Below are 16,070 nucleotides of genomic sequence, written 5' to 3'. Positions count from 1 at the left end.
TATTCGGGGCTGAGCATCGCGCGGTGATCTGGCGCGATGGTCTATCGCGGAGCCGAGCGACTGGCCCCTCAACCGTGGTTGCACACAATGAATCCTTATCACGACCTGGAGTGTCGGCAGTATGATCCCCGCTCGGTTGGATGTGAGCGGGCGGCCGAGTTGAGTGTGAACCTTTAATGTTCAGCATGAAGGTGAAACATGAAAATGAGCACATTCACAAGCGCAGGCCTAACCCTGGCGCTTTCGGCGGCCTTGGCCATGAGCCCCGCCACTCAGGCAATGCAACTCATGTTTATCAAGAACATTCCCGGAGACTCTCAGGTCGAAGGTTATACCGACTGGATCGTTATCGAAAGTGTGCAGGCGGTGGTCAACGAAGGCGACTGCGAAGAGGTTGCGATATCGAAACTGCAGGACTCCGCCAGTTTGCTGCTGATCGCTGCAGCGAGCTCCGGCACGCTGTTCAATGAAATCGAGATCGTTAATTTACAAGCAGGCAATCCGGATGAACCGGATGAACTGGTTGAAACCTTCAATGTTAAGCTGTCGCCTGCAAAGATTTCGTCCATATCGCTGGACGCCGCGAGCGATGACGGTCGTGTGTCTGAAAGTATTTCGCTGGATACCGGTGCACTTATTTTCAGCCCGGATACACCGGATGAGTTCGCTGTACCCTGCGGCAAACTGAAAAAATGACATTCTTGCGCGGATGAACGTGCGTAAATTGTTTTCGGGCCGCGGTGCGCCGGTCCCGATTCGCAGTGCTGCGCTTCGGGTAGGCGAGATCACGCGCGGCTCGCAATCCCCTGTATCGGCCATTGTTACACTTTGTTGCAATTCCTTGCGTAAGGTTACCCCTTTCCTGTCAGCGCTTTGTTAATTTACATACATCCGGTTCAGGGCTGCAACAGCCCCCGGGGATAACAATAATACAGGATGAAAATATGAAGACTCTGAAGACCTGTCTTACCGGTATCGCGCTGTCCGTCGCCTGTGCCACTGCCTCTGCAGGTGAGGTGGAAGTGCTGCACTATTGGACATCCGGTGGTGAAGCAGCCGCTGTCAATGTACTGAAGCAGGAAATGGAAGCTGCCGGTCATACCTGGACGGACTTTGCCGTTGCCGGCGGGGGTGGCGAGTCGGCCATGACCGTGTTGAAATCCCGTGCCATCTCCGGCAATCCGCCTTCCGCAGCCCAGATCAAGGGTCTGGATATCCAGGAGTGGGGTGAACTGGGTTTTCTGACCTCGCTGGATGATGTTGCTACCGAAGGGAAATGGGACTCATTGCTGCCCACGGTGGTCAGTGATGTCATGAAGTATGACGGTCACTATGTGGCAGTGCCGGTCAACGTGCACCGGGTCAACTGGCTCTGGGCCAATCCCGAGGCGTTCAAGAAAGCCGGTGCTGAAATCCCCACGACCTGGGAGCAGATGATCGAGGTTGGCCCCAAACTCAAGGCTGCGGGCATTATTCCGCTGGCACATGGCGGCCAGGCCTGGCAGGACGCTACTACCTTTGAAGCGATTGCCCTGGCAGAGGGTGCCGATTTCTACCGCAAGGCCTTTGTTGAGCATGACGATGCCACCCTCAAGGGTGAAACCATGGTCAAGGTGCTGACTACCTTCAAAAATTTGCGTGAACTGATCGATGCTGATTCCAGTGGCCGTGACTGGAACGTTGCGACCTCGATGGTGATTAACGGTCAGGCGGCCATGCAGATCATGGGTGACTGGGCCAAGGGTGAATTCACCGCCGCAGGCAAGACACCGGGCACCGACTATGTGTGCATGCCGGCGCCGGGAACGGCGGACATGTTCACGTTCAACATCGACAGCCTGGCGATGTTTACCCAGTCTGAAGACGACCGTCAGCAGGCACAGAAAGATCTCGCCAAAATGGTCATGGAACCCAAGTTCCAGGAAACCTTTAACCTGAACAAGGGCTCAATTCCGGCCCGTCAGGAAATGGACCGTACGCCGTTTGACAGCTGTGCCCATGACTCCATGGATGCCTTTACCGTCAGTGCCGAGAAGGGCACCCTGGTGCCGAGCATGGCCCACGGCATGTCCACCAGCTCCCGCGTGCAGGGCGCTATCTATGATGTCGTGACCAACTACTTCAACTCCAGTGATATGGGCGCTGAAGAAGCCGCTGACAAACTGGCTCGCGCGGTAAAAGCGACGCTGTGACAGGTGGCGAGCCCTGATCCATGCAACCTGTGGATCTGGGCTCGCATTCAGCCACCCTCTATTGGTACCCCCTTATGAACGAGAAAGCCCTGCCACTGCCCGAAACCGGGTTGGTGCGACCGGTTGCGCTCAGCTTCCAGGATCGTCTTGCGGCCCAGCTGCCCAAGCTGGTACTGGCACCGACCGTCATCATTACGCTGGTGGCCGTTTACGGCTACATGATCTGGACCGGGCTGCTGTCCTTCACCAGCTCCCGCATCCTGCCGTCGTGGAAATTCATTGGCACCGCACAATACAGCAAGCTGATGGAGAACGATCGCTGGGGTGTTTCAGTTGAAAACCTGATTATCTTCGGCGGTTTGTTTATTCTGGTGTGTCTGGTGCTGGGTGTGCTGATGGCCATCCTGCTGGACCAGAAGATCCGCGCCGAAGGCGCATTACGAACCATCTACCTGTACCCCATGGCGATCTCCTTTATTGTCACCGGTACCGCCTGGAAATGGCTGCTAAACCCGGGCCTGGGTCTGCAGAAAACCATTCGAGACTGGGGTTTCGAAAGCTTCACCTTTGACTGGCTCGTCAATCCCGACATGGTGGTGTATTGCCTGGTGATTGCGGCTGTCTGGCAATCTTCCGGCTTCGTTATGGCGCTCTTTCTGGCGGGCCTTCGCGGCGTGGACCAGGAGATGATCAAGGCAGCTCAACTCGATGGCGCAAGTATGCCCATGATCTACCGCCGCATCATTCTGCCGAGTCTGAAGCCGGTGTTTTTCAGTGCCTTTGTGATTCTCTCGCACATTGCCATCAAGAGTTTCGACCTGGTGGCCGCGCTTACCGGCGGCGGTCCAGGCTATTCATCCGACCTGCCGGCAATCTTCATGTACCAGCACGCCTTCACCCGCGGCCAGATGGGGCTCGGCGCTGCCAGTGCCATGCTCATGCTCGGCGGTGTACTGGCCATTCTCGTGCCTTACCTGTATTCCGAACTGAGGAGCAAGAAAAATGGTTAAGCCTCAGAAAACCCTGAATCAGCAACTGCTGCGCTATGGTCTCTATGTCCTGCTGGGTGTGGCCGCACTGGTCTACCTGTTGCCACTGTGGGTCATGTTGCTCACGTCGCTCAAGGATGTGGAAGAAATTCGCAGCGGCACCCTGCTGTCGCTGCCGGGCGGTATCAATTTCGATGCCTGGAGCAAGGCCTGGAGCGGCGCCTGTACCGGCAGCACCTGCGACGGGATAGCGCCATTTTTCGCCAACTCATTCAGAATCGTTATTCCGGCGGTGCTGATCTCAACTCTGGTGGGTGCGCTCAATGGCTATGTGCTGTCGCTGTGGAAGTTTCGCGGTAGCGAAATCCTCTTCGGTGCCATGCTGGTGGGCTGCTTTATTCCGTTCCAGGTTATCCTGCTGCCCATGGCGCGGATGCTGGCCCTGCTGGGCCTGGCGAATACCGTGACGGGCCTTGTATTGGTACACATTACTTACGGTATTGCGTTTACTACCTTGTTTTTCCGTAACTTTTATGTCGGTTTGCCGAAAGAGCTGATTGCGGCGGCGCGTCTTGATGGCGCCGGGTTCTTCTTCATCTTCCGTCGCGTGGTGCTGCCGCTGTCGACGCCGATCATTGTGGTCTGCGTCATCTGGCAGTTTACCCAGATCTGGAACGACTTCCTGTTCGGTGTGGTGTTCTCCGGCGCCCAGACCCAGCCGGTGACCGTGGCACTGAACAACCTGGTCAACACGAGTTTTGGCGGCAAGGAATACAACGTGGATATGGCCGCGGCCCTGATCGCTGCCTTGCCGACCCTGCTGGTCTATGTGCTGGCCGGAAAATATTTTGTACGCGGTCTGACCGCCGGTGCCGTCAAAGGCTGATAGAACAATAAGAGGCTTATTCTCATGGCTAGTTTAACCATCGACAACGTTACCAAGTCCTACGGTCAGACTCAGGTTCTCAAGGGCATCAACATTGCCATTGAAAAAGGTGAGTTCCTGATCCTGGTGGGGCCTTCGGGCTGCGGCAAGTCAACCCTCATGAACAGCATTGCCGGGCTCGAGGACGTGACCGGCGGACGCATCCTGATCGGCGATGCCGACATCACCCAGGCGGCACCCAAGGATCGTGATATCGCCATGGTGTTCCAGTCCTATGCGCTGTACCCCAACATGTCGGTACGCGAAAACATCGCCTTTGGTCTGGAGATCCGCAAGGTACCCAAGGCCGAACGCGAGCAGGAAGTGCAGCGTGTCTCCAGTCTGTTGCAGATCGAGCCGCTGCTGGACCGCAAACCCGGCCAGCTGTCCGGTGGGCAGCGTCAGCGTGTCGCCATGGGGCGTGCACTGGCGCGGCGTCCCAAGCTGTATCTGTTTGATGAGCCGCTGTCCAACCTTGATGCCAAGTTGCGTGTCGAGATGCGTACCGAAATCAAGAAGCTGCACCAGCGTCTGGGTACCACCATCGTCTATGTAACCCACGACCAGATCGAAGCCATGACCCTGGCGGATCGCATTGCCGTGATGCGCGGTGGTGAATTGCTGCAACTGGGAACGCCCCAGGAGATCTACGACAATCCGGTGAACAAGTTTGTAGCCGGCTTCATGGGCTCGCCCGCCATGAACTTCGTACCCTGTACGCTGGTGGCCGGCGACAACGGTATCGGCGTCGAGGTCACCGACGGCAATGGCAACCCGTCCTGGCTGCCGGTGCCCAACGCCGGTCGCCTTGGCGGCTATGTTGGCAAGCAGGTGATCCTGGGCGTGCGCCCGGAGATGATCACCGATCCGGTACCGCACAAGGCCGACGAGGTCATGGTGCGACACGTGCCTATGCAGGTACTGGTGACCGAGCCCACCGGGGCTGACACCATGCTGGTGACGGAGTTGAATGGCGTCGAAATCAACTGCCGCATCAATCCGGGCTACAGTACGCCGGTCGGTGAAGTCGTGTCGCTGATGTTTGATATGGCCAAGGTGGTCTTTTTCGATCCGCAGACCGAGGAGCGCATTGACCGCGGTTGAAGCGCCAGGTAGTCCTTGATGGCGAGCAGGTAAAAGTCTTAAACCATGGACCCTGTCTTTGATCGATCAGCGCAGCCTTCGGGGCTGCGCTCTTGTTTCAGGCAAGCAGAGCCTGTTTATTTCGTAGATACCGCTAATATTTAGTCTGACCTGTATTCCGTGAACAGCGATCCAAACAAGTCGAGGAGGTCGATACTGTATGAGATATCAGCCGTCTAGCGAGCGATATGCGCAGATGCAATACAACCGGACTGGCCGCAGCGGTCTCAAGCTGCCCGCGCTCTCCCTCGGTCTGTGGCAGAATTTCGGTGAAGATGCGCGCGCCGACACTGCCCGTGAAATCTGCCGCACAGCGTTTGATCGGGGCATTACCCATTTCGATCTGGCGAACAACTACGGTCCGCCACCCGGCTCTGCAGAGGCGTTCTTTGGGCGGATGCTCAAATCGGACTTTGCCGGTTACCGCGATGAGATGATCATTTCGAGCAAAGCGGGCTATCGCATGTGGCCGGGGCCCTATGGCGAGTTCGGTAGCCGCAAGTACCTGCTCGCGAGCCTGGACCAGAGTCTGAAACGCCTGGGTACCGACTATGTCGACATCTTCTATTCGCACCGTTTCGATCCCGAAACGCCGCTGGAAGAAACCATGGGCGCTCTGGACAGTGCTGTGCGACAGGGCAAGGCGTTGTATGTGGGGATATCCTCCTACAGTGCGGCCCGCACGCGGGAGGCCGCGGCGATTCTTCGCGAGCTGGGTACACCGTGCCTGATTCACCAGCCGAGCTATTCAATGCTGAACCGCTGGATCGAGGACGACAATCTGCTCGATACGCTGGATGAGCTGGGAGCAGGATCCATCGTGTTTTCGCCGCTGGCGCAGGGCATGCTGACCGACAAGTACCTCAAGGGAGTGCCGGCCAACAGCCGCGCCAACCAGAACGGCTCGCTTAGCACTGGATTTTTGTCCGACGACAACCTGGCCCGCATTCGCGCCCTGCATGCCATCGCCGAGCGCCGTGGCCAGACACTGGCGCAGATGGCCATTGCCTGGGTATTGCGCAATGGACGTGTCACCTCCGCGCTCATAGGTGCAAGCCGTCCCGAGCAGGTTATCGACAGTGTGTCGGCGCTGGACAAGCCGGATTTCAGTCTGGATGAGCTGGCGGAGATCGATCGCTTCGCCACCGATGCTGGCATCAACCTTTGGGCTCAGTCGTCAAACGACTGAGCGCCATCGGCTCGATGAAAATGCCCGGACGCAGCGGAGTCTAGCGACGGGCTGACGTAACGGTTAATCGATTCACAGGCGAATACCGGCGGGGCTCTTTCGAGCCCCGCCTTTTTCAGTGCAGATGGTGCATGCGGTGCATGCTACTGCTTGCTCAACTCTATCTGTTTGCCCAGGACGGGTCTGCCGGCAAGCGGTTTTACATCGCCTTGCTTGGGCAGCAGGGCAATGAGATTCTGTGCCGACGCTTCAACCACTGAAGTGAAGGTAATGGTCTTTTCCTTGCTGGTTTCCTGCGCCAGGTTCAGCTCTTCCACACCTTCCCAGACAATACTGCCATTCGTGCTGTCCCAGATCTGAATGAACAGCCGGATGTTGGCGTGGCTGGTCTGATAAACGCGAAATCCCAGCATGCTGAAACGCCCGCGCGACTCCTGGCGAAAATTGGCCAGGTTGAGCTGGATCAGGTAACGCGCCCGGGTAGCCTTGCCCACCCGGTTGAGGCTGGCGCGGTTAAATATCCCTGTTTCGCGGTAATCCTGGAACATGCGGTTATATTCCGTGGCCAGTCCTGCCTTGTTTATCGCTCCCAGAGTCTCGGGCAGGGTGGTGACTTTAATATCCGGTCGTTCCCGCGCCAGTGTATTGGCGAACACAAAGGCCAGCACCTGCTTGTCTTCTTCCTGGCCGGTAATAGTCGAGGGGCTGATAAAGGCGACGCCCTGGTTATGCAGGTCATCCGCAGAAAGATCGATGGCATTATGCTGCGCGGACGAATAGTTCTGGTTGATACCGCAGGCACTGAGCAGACCCGCAATACATAGCATGATCAGCAGCACACTCAGGCGATCTCTTGGCTGATACCGGTTGACGCAGTGGGCAGAAGCGGTCTTTCCCTGGATATTCATCAGCGACACCTCCAACGTATAGGAACGCAAGGCACCTGATTCGAAACAAACGCAGCGCCGGGCGCCGCAGCACACGTCTGTTAGATCTAGTGTAGTCGGTGTGCTGGCCAAGATGGGTAAACCCCGAGTCGGCGGGGTGTCCGCATTACCACAGCATCGTTCGCCAAAGCCGCTGCGAATGGCTCTACGGGCCCTGAAACAAAAACACCCGGCACAGGGCCGGGTGTTGGCGGTATTGCCTTAAACTGGGTCGGGCGATTAGACCGCCGCCGGCAACCGGGTACCGCTCAAGCGGCAGGTGGACTTGATATCGAACAGGCCGTAGCGACCCACGATGAGGAAGCACAGTGCCGGTACGATAAACGACACGGCGCTGCCGTAGCTATCGATGATGGCACCCTGGGCCAGCGGCAATATGGCACCGCCGAGGATGGCCATGACCAGGCCGGCGGCACCGAATTTGGTGTCTTCGCCCAGTCCCTGCAGGGCCACGCCGTAGATGGTCGGGAACATCAGTGACAGGCAGCCGGAAATGGCGACCAGCGCCCATACACCAGCGATATTGGGGCTCATGATCATAAAGACGCAAAGCGCGCAGGCCAGTACAGACAGACCCGTGAGAAGGACGCTGGCGCGTATGTAACCCATGAGCCAAGTCATGGCGAAGCGCGCCAGCAGGAACAGGATCAGGCTGTACTGCAGGAAGTCGCCGCCACGTACTTCATCGACGGACAGTGCGTCCATGACGTACTGGATGGTAAAGGTCCAGATGCAGGTCTGGGCGCCAACATTGAAAAACTGCGCGATCACGCCAAAACGGTAATGCGGGTTACGCAGCAGGCGTCCCAGTGTTGCGCGAAAATGGACTTCGCTGCTGTGTGCGACCACTTTTTCACGGGCCGGGCGGATACGCAGCATGGCGACTGCGAACCAGATCAGCACCAGTACGCAGGCCATGCCGACATAGGGCACCATCACGGCATCCAGTTCGGCGGTTTGAATGGCGTGCAGCTGGGTCGCGCCCATGGTGGCGCGCTCCTGCGCCGTGGCGGGATTGAGCTGGGTAAGGATCAGGGCGGCGCCGAGAAAAACACCGATGTTACAGCCGACCGGGTTGAATGCCTGGGCAAAGTTCAGTCGACGGGTGGCATTCTCCACCGGCCCCATGGCGATGACAAAGGGATTGGCCGAGGTTTCAAGAATCGACAGGCCGGCCGCCAGAATAAACAGGGCCGCAAGAAAATAGCCGTATGCCATTGACTGGCTGGCAGGGTAGAACATGAAGGCGCCGAGGGCTGCAAACCCAAGGCCCGTCAACACGCCGGTCTTGTAGGAAAAGCGACGGTTGATAAAGGCCGCCGGCAGCGCCAGGCAGAAGTAGGCGCCGTAGTAGGCGAACTGCACCAGGGCGGACTGCAGCGAACTCATGGTGAATATTTTGCTGAATACCTTCACCAGCGGATCGGTCATGTTGGCGGCGACGCCCCATGCAGCGAAGCAGGTGGTCAGCAGGATAAAGGGCAGAATCATGTCCCGAAAGACGAGGGGTGTTTTATTCTTCATATGCACCTTGCACTCAATCGGCCGCACAGCGGCTGTTGGATTTTCAGGCGCCATTGGGCCACGGGTATGTCAACGTAAAATGAACGGCCGGCGGATGATGTGTAACATTTGTAATTCTTTCTTTTGGGCGTGGGAGTGGTGCAATGACGACAGGTGGTACTCGGTTTCCGGCGCTGGTGCAGTATCAGCATGATGATGAGCTCGGTTTTGTGGCTTCCAAGGCAGACTGGGCCCGGATGTGTGCGGCCGATGAATTTAACGCCAGTCTTCAGCCTGGCGACCGGCTGATCGACAGTGCCGGTCAGGTCTACCGGTTGTTGCCTGGCAAGGGCGGTCCGAGGATGGATGCATGCGCGCAGGCGCTGACGCTGAATGAGGTTCTGGTCCTGGTTCGCAACCATGCCAGCGTGCAGGGCAATTGTTGCGTGGCCAAACTGGGGGCGCGCAGCATAGATGAGGCAATACATCTCGTAGCGTACTTAACTGATTGATAATAAATTATATTTGTAACACACTTCGGCTAACTCGACGCCCCAGGAAAGGACATCATGGCTGATTTTAAAACCCATACGCTTGTCGCCACCGTTATCAGCGGAGGCCTCAGTGTGGCGGCCCTGGCGACGGGACTTGCGACGCCGGCGGATGCATTCTGCTACTGGCTGGCGGGTACCCTGGGGGGGCTGCTACCGGATATCGATTCGGACGAATCCCTGGCGCTGCGCATTGTTTTCCGGCTCTTCGGTGCTCTGGTGGCGGCCTCGCTGGCCATTTACTGGGTAACGACACTGCCGGTCTGGCAGGTGATGGCGCTCGCCGGCGCAGGTTACCTGCTGGTACGGTTCGTGCTGCTGTGGCTGTTTGCCAAAATTACCGTGCACCGCGGCATGCTGCACAGCCTGCTGGCCAATGTGCTGTTTGGCGCGATCGGTGTTTTGCTCGCTTATCACCTGTTTGCGCTCGATGTGCGCCAGGCCTGGGGCATCGGCGGCTTCGTGTTCATGGGCGCGACGGTGCACCTGCTGCTGGACGAAATCTACAGCGTGGATTTGTCAGGTATGCGCATCAAGCGCTCTTTTGGTTCGGCACTCAAGATAACGGACTGGCAACAGCCGGGTCTCTCGGCTCTAATGCTGATGCTCTGTGTCGGCTGTCTGTGGCTCAGTCCCCAGGCGCCGTTTCTTGAACCGCGTCTGGGGCTTGATCTGCCGCAATGGCTCACGCTGAACACCGTGGTGGACTGGCTGCGTCAGGTGTTAGCCTGATCGCTGAATAAAAACTGCGGTTCGTGAAACGAACAGGTCAGAGGAAAGGAGCAACAACCATGAAGGAAAACAACGGACCTGGTCGTCCCCCGGTCAAGGGTGCCGATGGCCTTGCACCCTCGACAGAGAATGGGCCCAGGCCCCTGAGCGAGGAGGTAAGGCCGACTACGGCGTTGTTGCGGGGTATTCATCACGTCGCCATTATCTGTGCCGATTACCCCCGCTCGCGAGCCTTCTACGTGGATGTGCTGGGGCTGGAGGTGATTGCGGAAAACTACCGCGCGCAGCGCGCGTCCTACAAGCTCGATCTGCGCCTGCCCTCGGGCGCCCAGATCGAACTGTTTTCGTTTCCTGAACCACCTGCGCGGCCCAGTACCCCGGAGGCACAGGGACTGCGGCACTTGGCCTTTGCCGTCGACGATATGGTCAGCGCCGTGGCTTATCTCGAATCCTGTGGCGTGGCGGTGGAGCCCGTGCGGGTAGACGAGTTCACTGGCCAGCGTTTCACCTTTTTCAACGACCCGGACGGGCTGCCACTGGAACTGTACGAAGTTCGTCAAGAGCCCGATCTGGTCGACACTCAAAGGAACAACCAAGCATGACGACCTCATCCCGTGTCCTTGAATGGCCCATTCTGGATAGCGAAACCGCATTCGATGCCGGTGATTTCTGCATCACATCAGAATCGCTGGGCATCGACAGCACGGTGCCCATTCGCATCGAGCAAACCACCCTGGCGGGGGGCAAGCAGCAGGGTGTCAGGCTGCTCACCCTGTCGGTGGGTGACATGACGGTACGCGTGGTGCCGTGTCGCGGTATGGCGGTGCTGGATGTCGTGCAGGATGACACCCGTTTTGGCTGGGACTCTCCGGTCCGCGAGGTCGTGAATCCGGCGTTTATCAATCAGGAAGCCTCGGGCGGCCTGGGCTGGCTCGACGGCTTTAACGAAATGCTGGTGCGCTGCGGCTACCAGTGGGCCGGGCATCCTGGCCAGGACGGTGACGAGTTCCTGACCCTGCACGGACGCATCCAGAATACTCCGGCGTCGCACGTCTTACTGCGCATTGAACGCGAAGCCCCGTATCGCGTGACGCTGTCCGGCCGGGTTGACGAGAAACGCTTCAAGTTCACCAATTTTGAAGTCTGGATGCACCTGTCCATCGTGCCCGGCGAACCCTATCTCCAAGTGCAGGACAGCCTCACCAACAAGGGCGTCTATGCACGCGAATACCAGGTGATCTACCACAACAACTTCGGTGCGCCGGTGCTCGAAGCCGGTGGCCAGCTGCACGTGCCTGTCGCAGAGCTGTCGCCCTTCAATGACTACGCCGCAAAAGGGCTGAACGACTGGAATCAGATTCCTGCGCCGACCCGTGATTTCGATGAAATGGTGTTCAATGTGCGCCCGCTCAGTGATGAACAGGGCGAGACCCGGTCACTGCTGCACAACGCCGATGCGAGCCTGGGTATCGAAGTGGCGTACCAGGCCGATACCCTGCCGGTACTGACCCTCTGGAAAAATACCGATCTGCCGGGGCAGGGCTACGTCATGGGTATCGAACCGGGCACGAGTTTCGCGTACAACCGGCGTTACCAGCGTCCGCTGGGGCTGGTGCCCAGCATCGAACCCGGTGAAACCGTTCAGTTCGCGCTGCGCTTTGGCTTTCTGACCACCCCGCAAAGGGTGGCAACTTCGCTGCAACAGATTCAGGCCCTGCAGGGCGACACAGTGCCGGTGGTCAAACCGCAGCCGCTGGTTACGCCTGAAGGCTGACTGAAGGAGGTGGTGTGATGGGGCGCTGCCGTCAAAAGCAGGGCCCGGTTTAGCTTCATTTTGCAGCAGCGCGGATGCGGTCCAGCACTCGAATAACGGCGCTGGACTGCTCCAGGTTGTTCCAGGCCTTGCCGGATTCCACATGTGCCGCGAAGGCACTGACCATCGTTGCATACTGGTTCTGCGGCGGTAATTCGATCAGTTCCCCCGCACCGATACCGCCCTCGGGCGCCAGGCGGATGCGTACGCCTTCGCTGGGTGCATTGAAGGGGATTTCCAGTTCCGCCCAACCCTTGCTGCCCAGCATCAGCAGGCGCTGATAACGGGCCGCCTGGGTGCACACTGTCAGGCTGAGGGTACGACCCTGGCCGTAATCGAGCAGGGCACTGGTCTGGCGGTCGATGCCGAACTGCGGGTCCAGGTCGAGGGTGCTCTGCACGCTGACCGGTTCCGCCTGAAAGCACCAGCGTCCGGCCAGCACCGCATAGCAGCCGATGTCCATCAGGCCACCACCGCCCCATTCGGGTACATTGCGCACGTTCTTTTCGTCCGTCAGGCCGTAGCTGAAGATGGCATGCAGCGCCCGCAGCTCGCCGATGGCCGGCAGCAGGCGCTGGTGGATGGCCTGCCACTGGGCGTGATGGCATACCATGAAGGCTTCCATCAGGGTGCCGTTGAAGTTCGCCGCGGCCGCCAGCAGGGGTTGCAGATCGTCGGTGTTCAGCGCGATGGGCTTTTCGCACAGGACATGCTTGCCGGCTGCCATGGCCTTGATCGCCCAGGGCACGTGCAGGTGATTGGGCAGCGGAATATAGACCGCATCCACCTGCTCGTCGGCCAGCAGCGCCTCGTAGCTGTCGCAATAGCTGGGGGCACCGACACTATGCGCAAAGGCCTGAGCCTGTTCCAGTGAGCGCGATGAAACCGCCTGAATAAGGTGCCCGGCTTCCAGTATGGCTGGCGCTACCTGGGTGCGGGCGATCTTGGCACTGCCCATAATTCCGAATCGAATCACTGCTTTTCACTCCCGGTATTTTTCAGTGCTGTCATGCGCTTTCAAGCGCTTGAAACTTTCCTCCAGACATTGGGGCAAGTCAAGGCAGGCTTTCCTGCTGGTCTGCGCGGTGATTTCCACGGTGGGTAATGCTCGTTGACGTTAACGTAAAGATTGCTATGCTGGGGGCTGGTTTTTTGAGGATGTACAGCATGACCCGAGCCCTGATCATCGCGGCCGCCAAAACCCTGGATAGCGTCGGCACCCTGCACCACTGCCTTGCCCTGGAAGCGCGTATCCAGGCGCTGGAGGTCGATCTACGCGAACTGGTTATCGAGCCGCTGAGCACCGACTGGCACAGCCCCGAACCCGAGGATCACTTTCGCAGCGGCTGTGCGCCCATCGAGGCGCTGGCGCGGGCAAAAAGTCTGATAGCACAGGGCGTGCCGGCGGTCGTGATCAGCGGAGTGGATCACATCAAGACGGGGTATACGCGTGAAGAGCGACTCAGGCTGATGCAGGTCTATGGTCCCGAGTATCCGCTGACCGATGCCTACAATGATCTGGCCGGTCATTTCCTGCAGCAGTACCGGGGGGACGAGGCACAGTTCAGGCGCCTGGCGCATTGCCTGTTCGAGAACTACAAGCTCAGTTACCGCAACGCCCTGGCGGATGACTATCTGCCCGAGCAACTGCCCGGTGAGCACTGGCATCAGCCGGTCACCTCGCTGTTTCGCGGTGTCGACTGCGCCAACCCCGTGGTGGATTTCACCGGACGCCTGCTGGTCTGCAGCGAGGCGCTGGCCGGGAAGCTGGATGTGCCCGAACAGGACAGGATCGAGGTCCGGTCGGTGGGGCTCGGCAGGCTGGAGGGGGACGGACCGGACCATATAAAACAGATTGCCGGCTACGCCCATCTGCGCCGCGCCTATCAGGATTGCTGCGCGCAGGCCAGCATCGACTTTGCGGCCCGCTTCAGGGCGGGGGACGCGCTGCTGGAAACCTATACCTGTTTCCCGGTCGTGCCCATGGCGTTTCTGCTGGCCAGTGGCCTGGTTGACCTGCTCGACGAGATGCCGGCGTTTCTGGCCCGGCACAGTGTCACTATAACCGGCGGCATGAACCTGGCCCGCGGCCCCTGGAACAACCCGGCGCTCAATGCACTGATCAGCATGTACGATTGCCTGCGCGACGGCACCGAGCAGATAGGGATGGTGCACGGCAATGGCGGCCTGGGCTATCGCCAGGGCGTGGCACTCTTGGTAAAAACCTGACGGACTATGCTTAACTGGCATTCTAAGCGGAGTGTTATTCGCGCCCACCGGACCTGGCTAGCAGCCTGTCGGGCTTGGCCGGTCGTAGCGAGGGAAAGTCCGTTTTGAGGCAGTTTTTGAGCTCTTTTGAGACGAATAGTGGTTCTATTTAACAAAAAAGAGTACACAAAGTGACCAAAATCGGCTTTTCCGCAGTAGATCAGTGGTAAGTCCGACAGGCTGCTAGAGGTATTGACGAATGGTGAAGTTCATCGGCAGGAATGTGCTGACGGGTCTGGTGACAATCGTGCCAATCGCACTGACGCTGTACCTGGTGTATTGGCTGGTGGTGTCGGTCGAGGTCGCCCTGGGTACCCTGATGCGCCTGGTGATTCCGCACAGCCTTTATGTGCCGGGCATGGGGCTGCTGGTCGGGTTGCTGCTGATGTTTGCCGTCGGGTTGCTCATGCATGCCTACCTGGTACAGCGGCTGTTTTCCATGGCCGAAGATCTGCTGTTTCACATGCCGCTGGTGAAGTCGATCTACCGGGCTATTCGTGATTTTTTCAACTACTTTTCCCCGGACAATCACAAGGATTTCGAACAGGTGGTGTCGGTTTCCATCGGTGAAACCGGCATGCAGGTGATCGGCTTCGTCACCCAGGCGCAGCCCGAGCGGTTGCCGCCGGGCTTTCGCGACGACGACAGTGTTCTCGTCTACCTGCCGCTGAGTTACATGATCGGCGGCTACGCGGTGCTGATGCCGCGCACGGCGGTTCGCCCGCTCGACATGAGCATGGAGGAGGCGATGCGCTTTACGCTGACCGCCGGCGTCACGGGCGTCACGGGTGTCGCGGTGGCCGGGAAACCGGCCAGGGCTGCCCGGTCCCGCACGCGCTAGCAGCCTGTGTTCTCGGGTGTCGGCTTGCCGACGGATGCGAATGGGTCAAATGGCTCTATGCTTGAATGTAATCCCGCCCAAGCTCTGGGTATCGGACGACAGGGGGAGACGATATGGCGGTCGTAACGCGAATTTTGCTGGATGTTCTCAAACCCCACGATCCCAGCGTGCTTGATCTTGCCCGCGCACTGGGGGACCTGGGTGATTACCGTGTCTGTGTGCGTGTACTGGAAATGGATAAAAAGACAGAAACGCTGGAGATAGAAGTGGCCGGCGCGGATGTCGATTTCGAGGCCATCCATACGGTGATCCGCGATCTTGGTGCGGCCCTGCACAGTGTGGATGAGGTCGATGTCAGCGGTAGCAGTGTCGATCAGCAGACGGAGTAAGCGCGCTTGAACCTGTTACGCGACCTGGGTTTCTTGCTGCGCATCAGCCACTCCCGAGGCATTATGCGGCGCTACTTCGTCGTTAACGGCTTCGACGGCGCCCTGACCATGCTGGGTGTTATTCTGGGCTTTATTACCACGGACAGGGTACCGCTATCGGTGGTGATAGCTACCTGCCTGGGGGCGGCCATTGCACTGGGCGTCAGCGGTGTCAGCAGCGCCTATCTCAGCGAAACGGCTGAGCGCCAGCGGGCATTGTCTGACCTTGAAGAGGCCATGGCGAAGAGTTTGCAGGGCAGCGCCCACGCACAGGCCGCCCGCTGGGTACCGCTGTTGATCGCACTGGTCAATGGATCCGCTCCACTGCTGATTTCCCTCCTGATCATTACACCGCTCTGGCTGGCCAGGGCCGGTATTCCGTTACCGATGCAGGCCCTGCACGGGGCGTTGCTGGTCGCACTTCTGATTATCTTTTTCCTGGGCGTGTTTCTCGGCCGCGTCGCCGGCAATTCGATCTGGCGCAGTGGCCTGCAGACACTGCTGGTGGCGCTGGTGACCGTGGGTCTTATCCTTTTGCTGAGTGCCTGA

General features: G+C 58.8%; 17 protein-coding genes. 14 read left to right on the top strand and 3 right to left on the bottom strand.

What is annotated here, in order from left to right:
• Positions 1-204: 204 nt before the first annotated feature.
• The 6 genes from F451_RS0111000 to mgrA all read left to right on the top strand — a co-directional run bounded on the left by F451_RS0111000 (position 205) and on the right by mgrA (position 6,438).
• Positions 205-696, top strand: coding sequence for a type VI secretion system tube protein Hcp (locus F451_RS0111000; protein ID WP_169434495.1), 492 nt, complete (start codon positions 205-207; stop codon positions 694-696).
• 248 nt (positions 697-944) lie between these two features.
• Positions 945-2,192, top strand: a complete 1,248-nt coding sequence (locus F451_RS0110995; RefSeq protein WP_020681418.1) for an ABC transporter substrate-binding protein — start codon at positions 945-947, stop codon at positions 2,190-2,192.
• Between the two features lie 74 nt (positions 2,193-2,266).
• Entirely contained in the window at positions 2,267-3,202 is a 936-nt protein-coding gene (locus F451_RS0110990; protein WP_156826447.1) for a carbohydrate ABC transporter permease, read from the top strand.
• On the top strand, positions 3,195-4,067 hold the full coding sequence (locus tag F451_RS0110985) for a carbohydrate ABC transporter permease (protein WP_020681416.1): 873 nt from the start codon (positions 3,195-3,197) through the stop codon (positions 4,065-4,067). The genes F451_RS0110990 and F451_RS0110985 overlap by 8 nt, the downstream gene beginning before the upstream one ends.
• A gap of 24 nt (positions 4,068-4,091) precedes the next feature.
• A complete protein-coding gene (locus F451_RS0110980; RefSeq protein WP_020681415.1) occupies positions 4,092-5,210 on the top strand; it encodes an ABC transporter ATP-binding protein in 1,119 nt (372 codons plus the stop codon).
• Between the two features lie 199 nt (positions 5,211-5,409).
• Positions 5,410-6,438: an L-glyceraldehyde 3-phosphate reductase gene (mgrA, locus tag F451_RS0110975; protein WP_026291682.1), complete on the top strand. Its 1,029-nt coding sequence runs from the start codon at positions 5,410-5,412 to the stop codon at positions 6,436-6,438.
• Between the two features lie 143 nt (positions 6,439-6,581).
• Here the strand turns inward: mgrA and F451_RS0110970 are convergent, their stop codons facing one another.
• A complete protein-coding gene (locus F451_RS0110970; RefSeq protein WP_020681413.1) occupies positions 6,582-7,346 on the bottom strand; it encodes a hypothetical protein in 765 nt (254 codons plus the stop codon).
• 258 nt (positions 7,347-7,604) lie between these two features.
• Positions 7,605-8,909: an L-fucose:H+ symporter permease gene (fucP, locus tag F451_RS0110965; RefSeq protein WP_020681412.1), complete on the bottom strand. Its 1,305-nt coding sequence runs from the start codon at positions 8,907-8,909 to the stop codon at positions 7,605-7,607.
• 143 nt (positions 8,910-9,052) lie between these two features.
• Between fucP and F451_RS25390 the strand changes: the two genes are divergently transcribed.
• From F451_RS25390 to F451_RS0110945, 4 genes are read left to right on the top strand one after another with little or no spacing between them, the layout of a single operon-like run.
• Complete coding sequence (locus F451_RS25390; RefSeq protein ID WP_020681411.1) at positions 9,053-9,400, top strand: DUF4144 family protein; 348 nt, start codon at positions 9,053-9,055, stop codon at positions 9,398-9,400.
• Positions 9,401-9,457: 57 nt separating this feature from the next.
• Complete coding sequence (locus F451_RS0110955; RefSeq protein WP_020681410.1) at positions 9,458-10,171, top strand: metal-dependent hydrolase; 714 nt, start codon at positions 9,458-9,460, stop codon at positions 10,169-10,171.
• A gap of 59 nt (positions 10,172-10,230) precedes the next feature.
• Positions 10,231-10,773 carry an SMU1112c/YaeR family gloxylase I-like metalloprotein gene (gene gloA2 / locus F451_RS25385; protein ID WP_020681409.1) on the top strand — a complete coding sequence of 181 codons (543 nt, stop codon included), beginning with the start codon at positions 10,231-10,233 and terminating at the stop codon, positions 10,771-10,773.
• Positions 10,770-11,945 carry an aldose 1-epimerase family protein gene (locus tag F451_RS0110945; protein WP_020681408.1) on the top strand — a complete coding sequence of 392 codons (1,176 nt, stop codon included), beginning with the start codon at positions 10,770-10,772 and terminating at the stop codon, positions 11,943-11,945. The genes gloA2 and F451_RS0110945 overlap by 4 nt, the downstream gene beginning before the upstream one ends.
• 55 nt (positions 11,946-12,000) lie before the next feature.
• On the opposite strand, the gene F451_RS0110940 is transcribed toward F451_RS0110945, so the two are convergent.
• Positions 12,001-12,960, bottom strand: coding sequence for a Gfo/Idh/MocA family protein (locus F451_RS0110940; protein WP_026291681.1), 960 nt, complete (start codon positions 12,958-12,960; stop codon positions 12,001-12,003).
• Between the two features lie 191 nt (positions 12,961-13,151).
• Here F451_RS0110940 and F451_RS0110935 point away from each other — a divergent pair, with 191 nt between their 5' ends.
• The 4 genes from F451_RS0110935 to F451_RS0110920 all read left to right on the top strand — a co-directional run bounded on the left by F451_RS0110935 (position 13,152) and on the right by F451_RS0110920 (position 16,070).
• Positions 13,152-14,213, top strand: coding sequence for a hypothetical protein (locus F451_RS0110935; protein ID WP_040879729.1), 1,062 nt, complete (start codon positions 13,152-13,154; stop codon positions 14,211-14,213).
• A gap of 238 nt (positions 14,214-14,451) precedes the next feature.
• Positions 14,452-15,093 (top strand): DUF502 domain-containing protein, encoded by a 642-nt coding sequence (locus F451_RS25380; RefSeq protein WP_020681405.1) that lies wholly within the window; start codon positions 14,452-14,454, stop codon positions 15,091-15,093.
• A 113-nt stretch (positions 15,094-15,206) separates the two neighbouring features.
• Positions 15,207-15,482, top strand: a complete 276-nt coding sequence (locus F451_RS0110925; protein ID WP_020681404.1) for a DUF211 domain-containing protein — start codon at positions 15,207-15,209, stop codon at positions 15,480-15,482.
• 6 nt (positions 15,483-15,488) lie between these two features.
• Positions 15,489-16,070 carry a VIT1/CCC1 transporter family protein gene (locus F451_RS0110920; protein WP_020681403.1) on the top strand — a complete coding sequence of 194 codons (582 nt, stop codon included), beginning with the start codon at positions 15,489-15,491 and terminating at the stop codon, positions 16,068-16,070.

The sequence above is a fragment of the Marinobacterium rhizophilum DSM 18822 genome, assembly GCF_000378045.1.
GTDB lineage: Bacteria > Pseudomonadota > Gammaproteobacteria > Pseudomonadales > Balneatricaceae > Marinobacterium_A > Marinobacterium_A rhizophilum.
The sequence above is the reverse complement of the archived record's forward strand: the minus strand, read 5'-3'. Positions and strand labels throughout refer to the sequence as shown.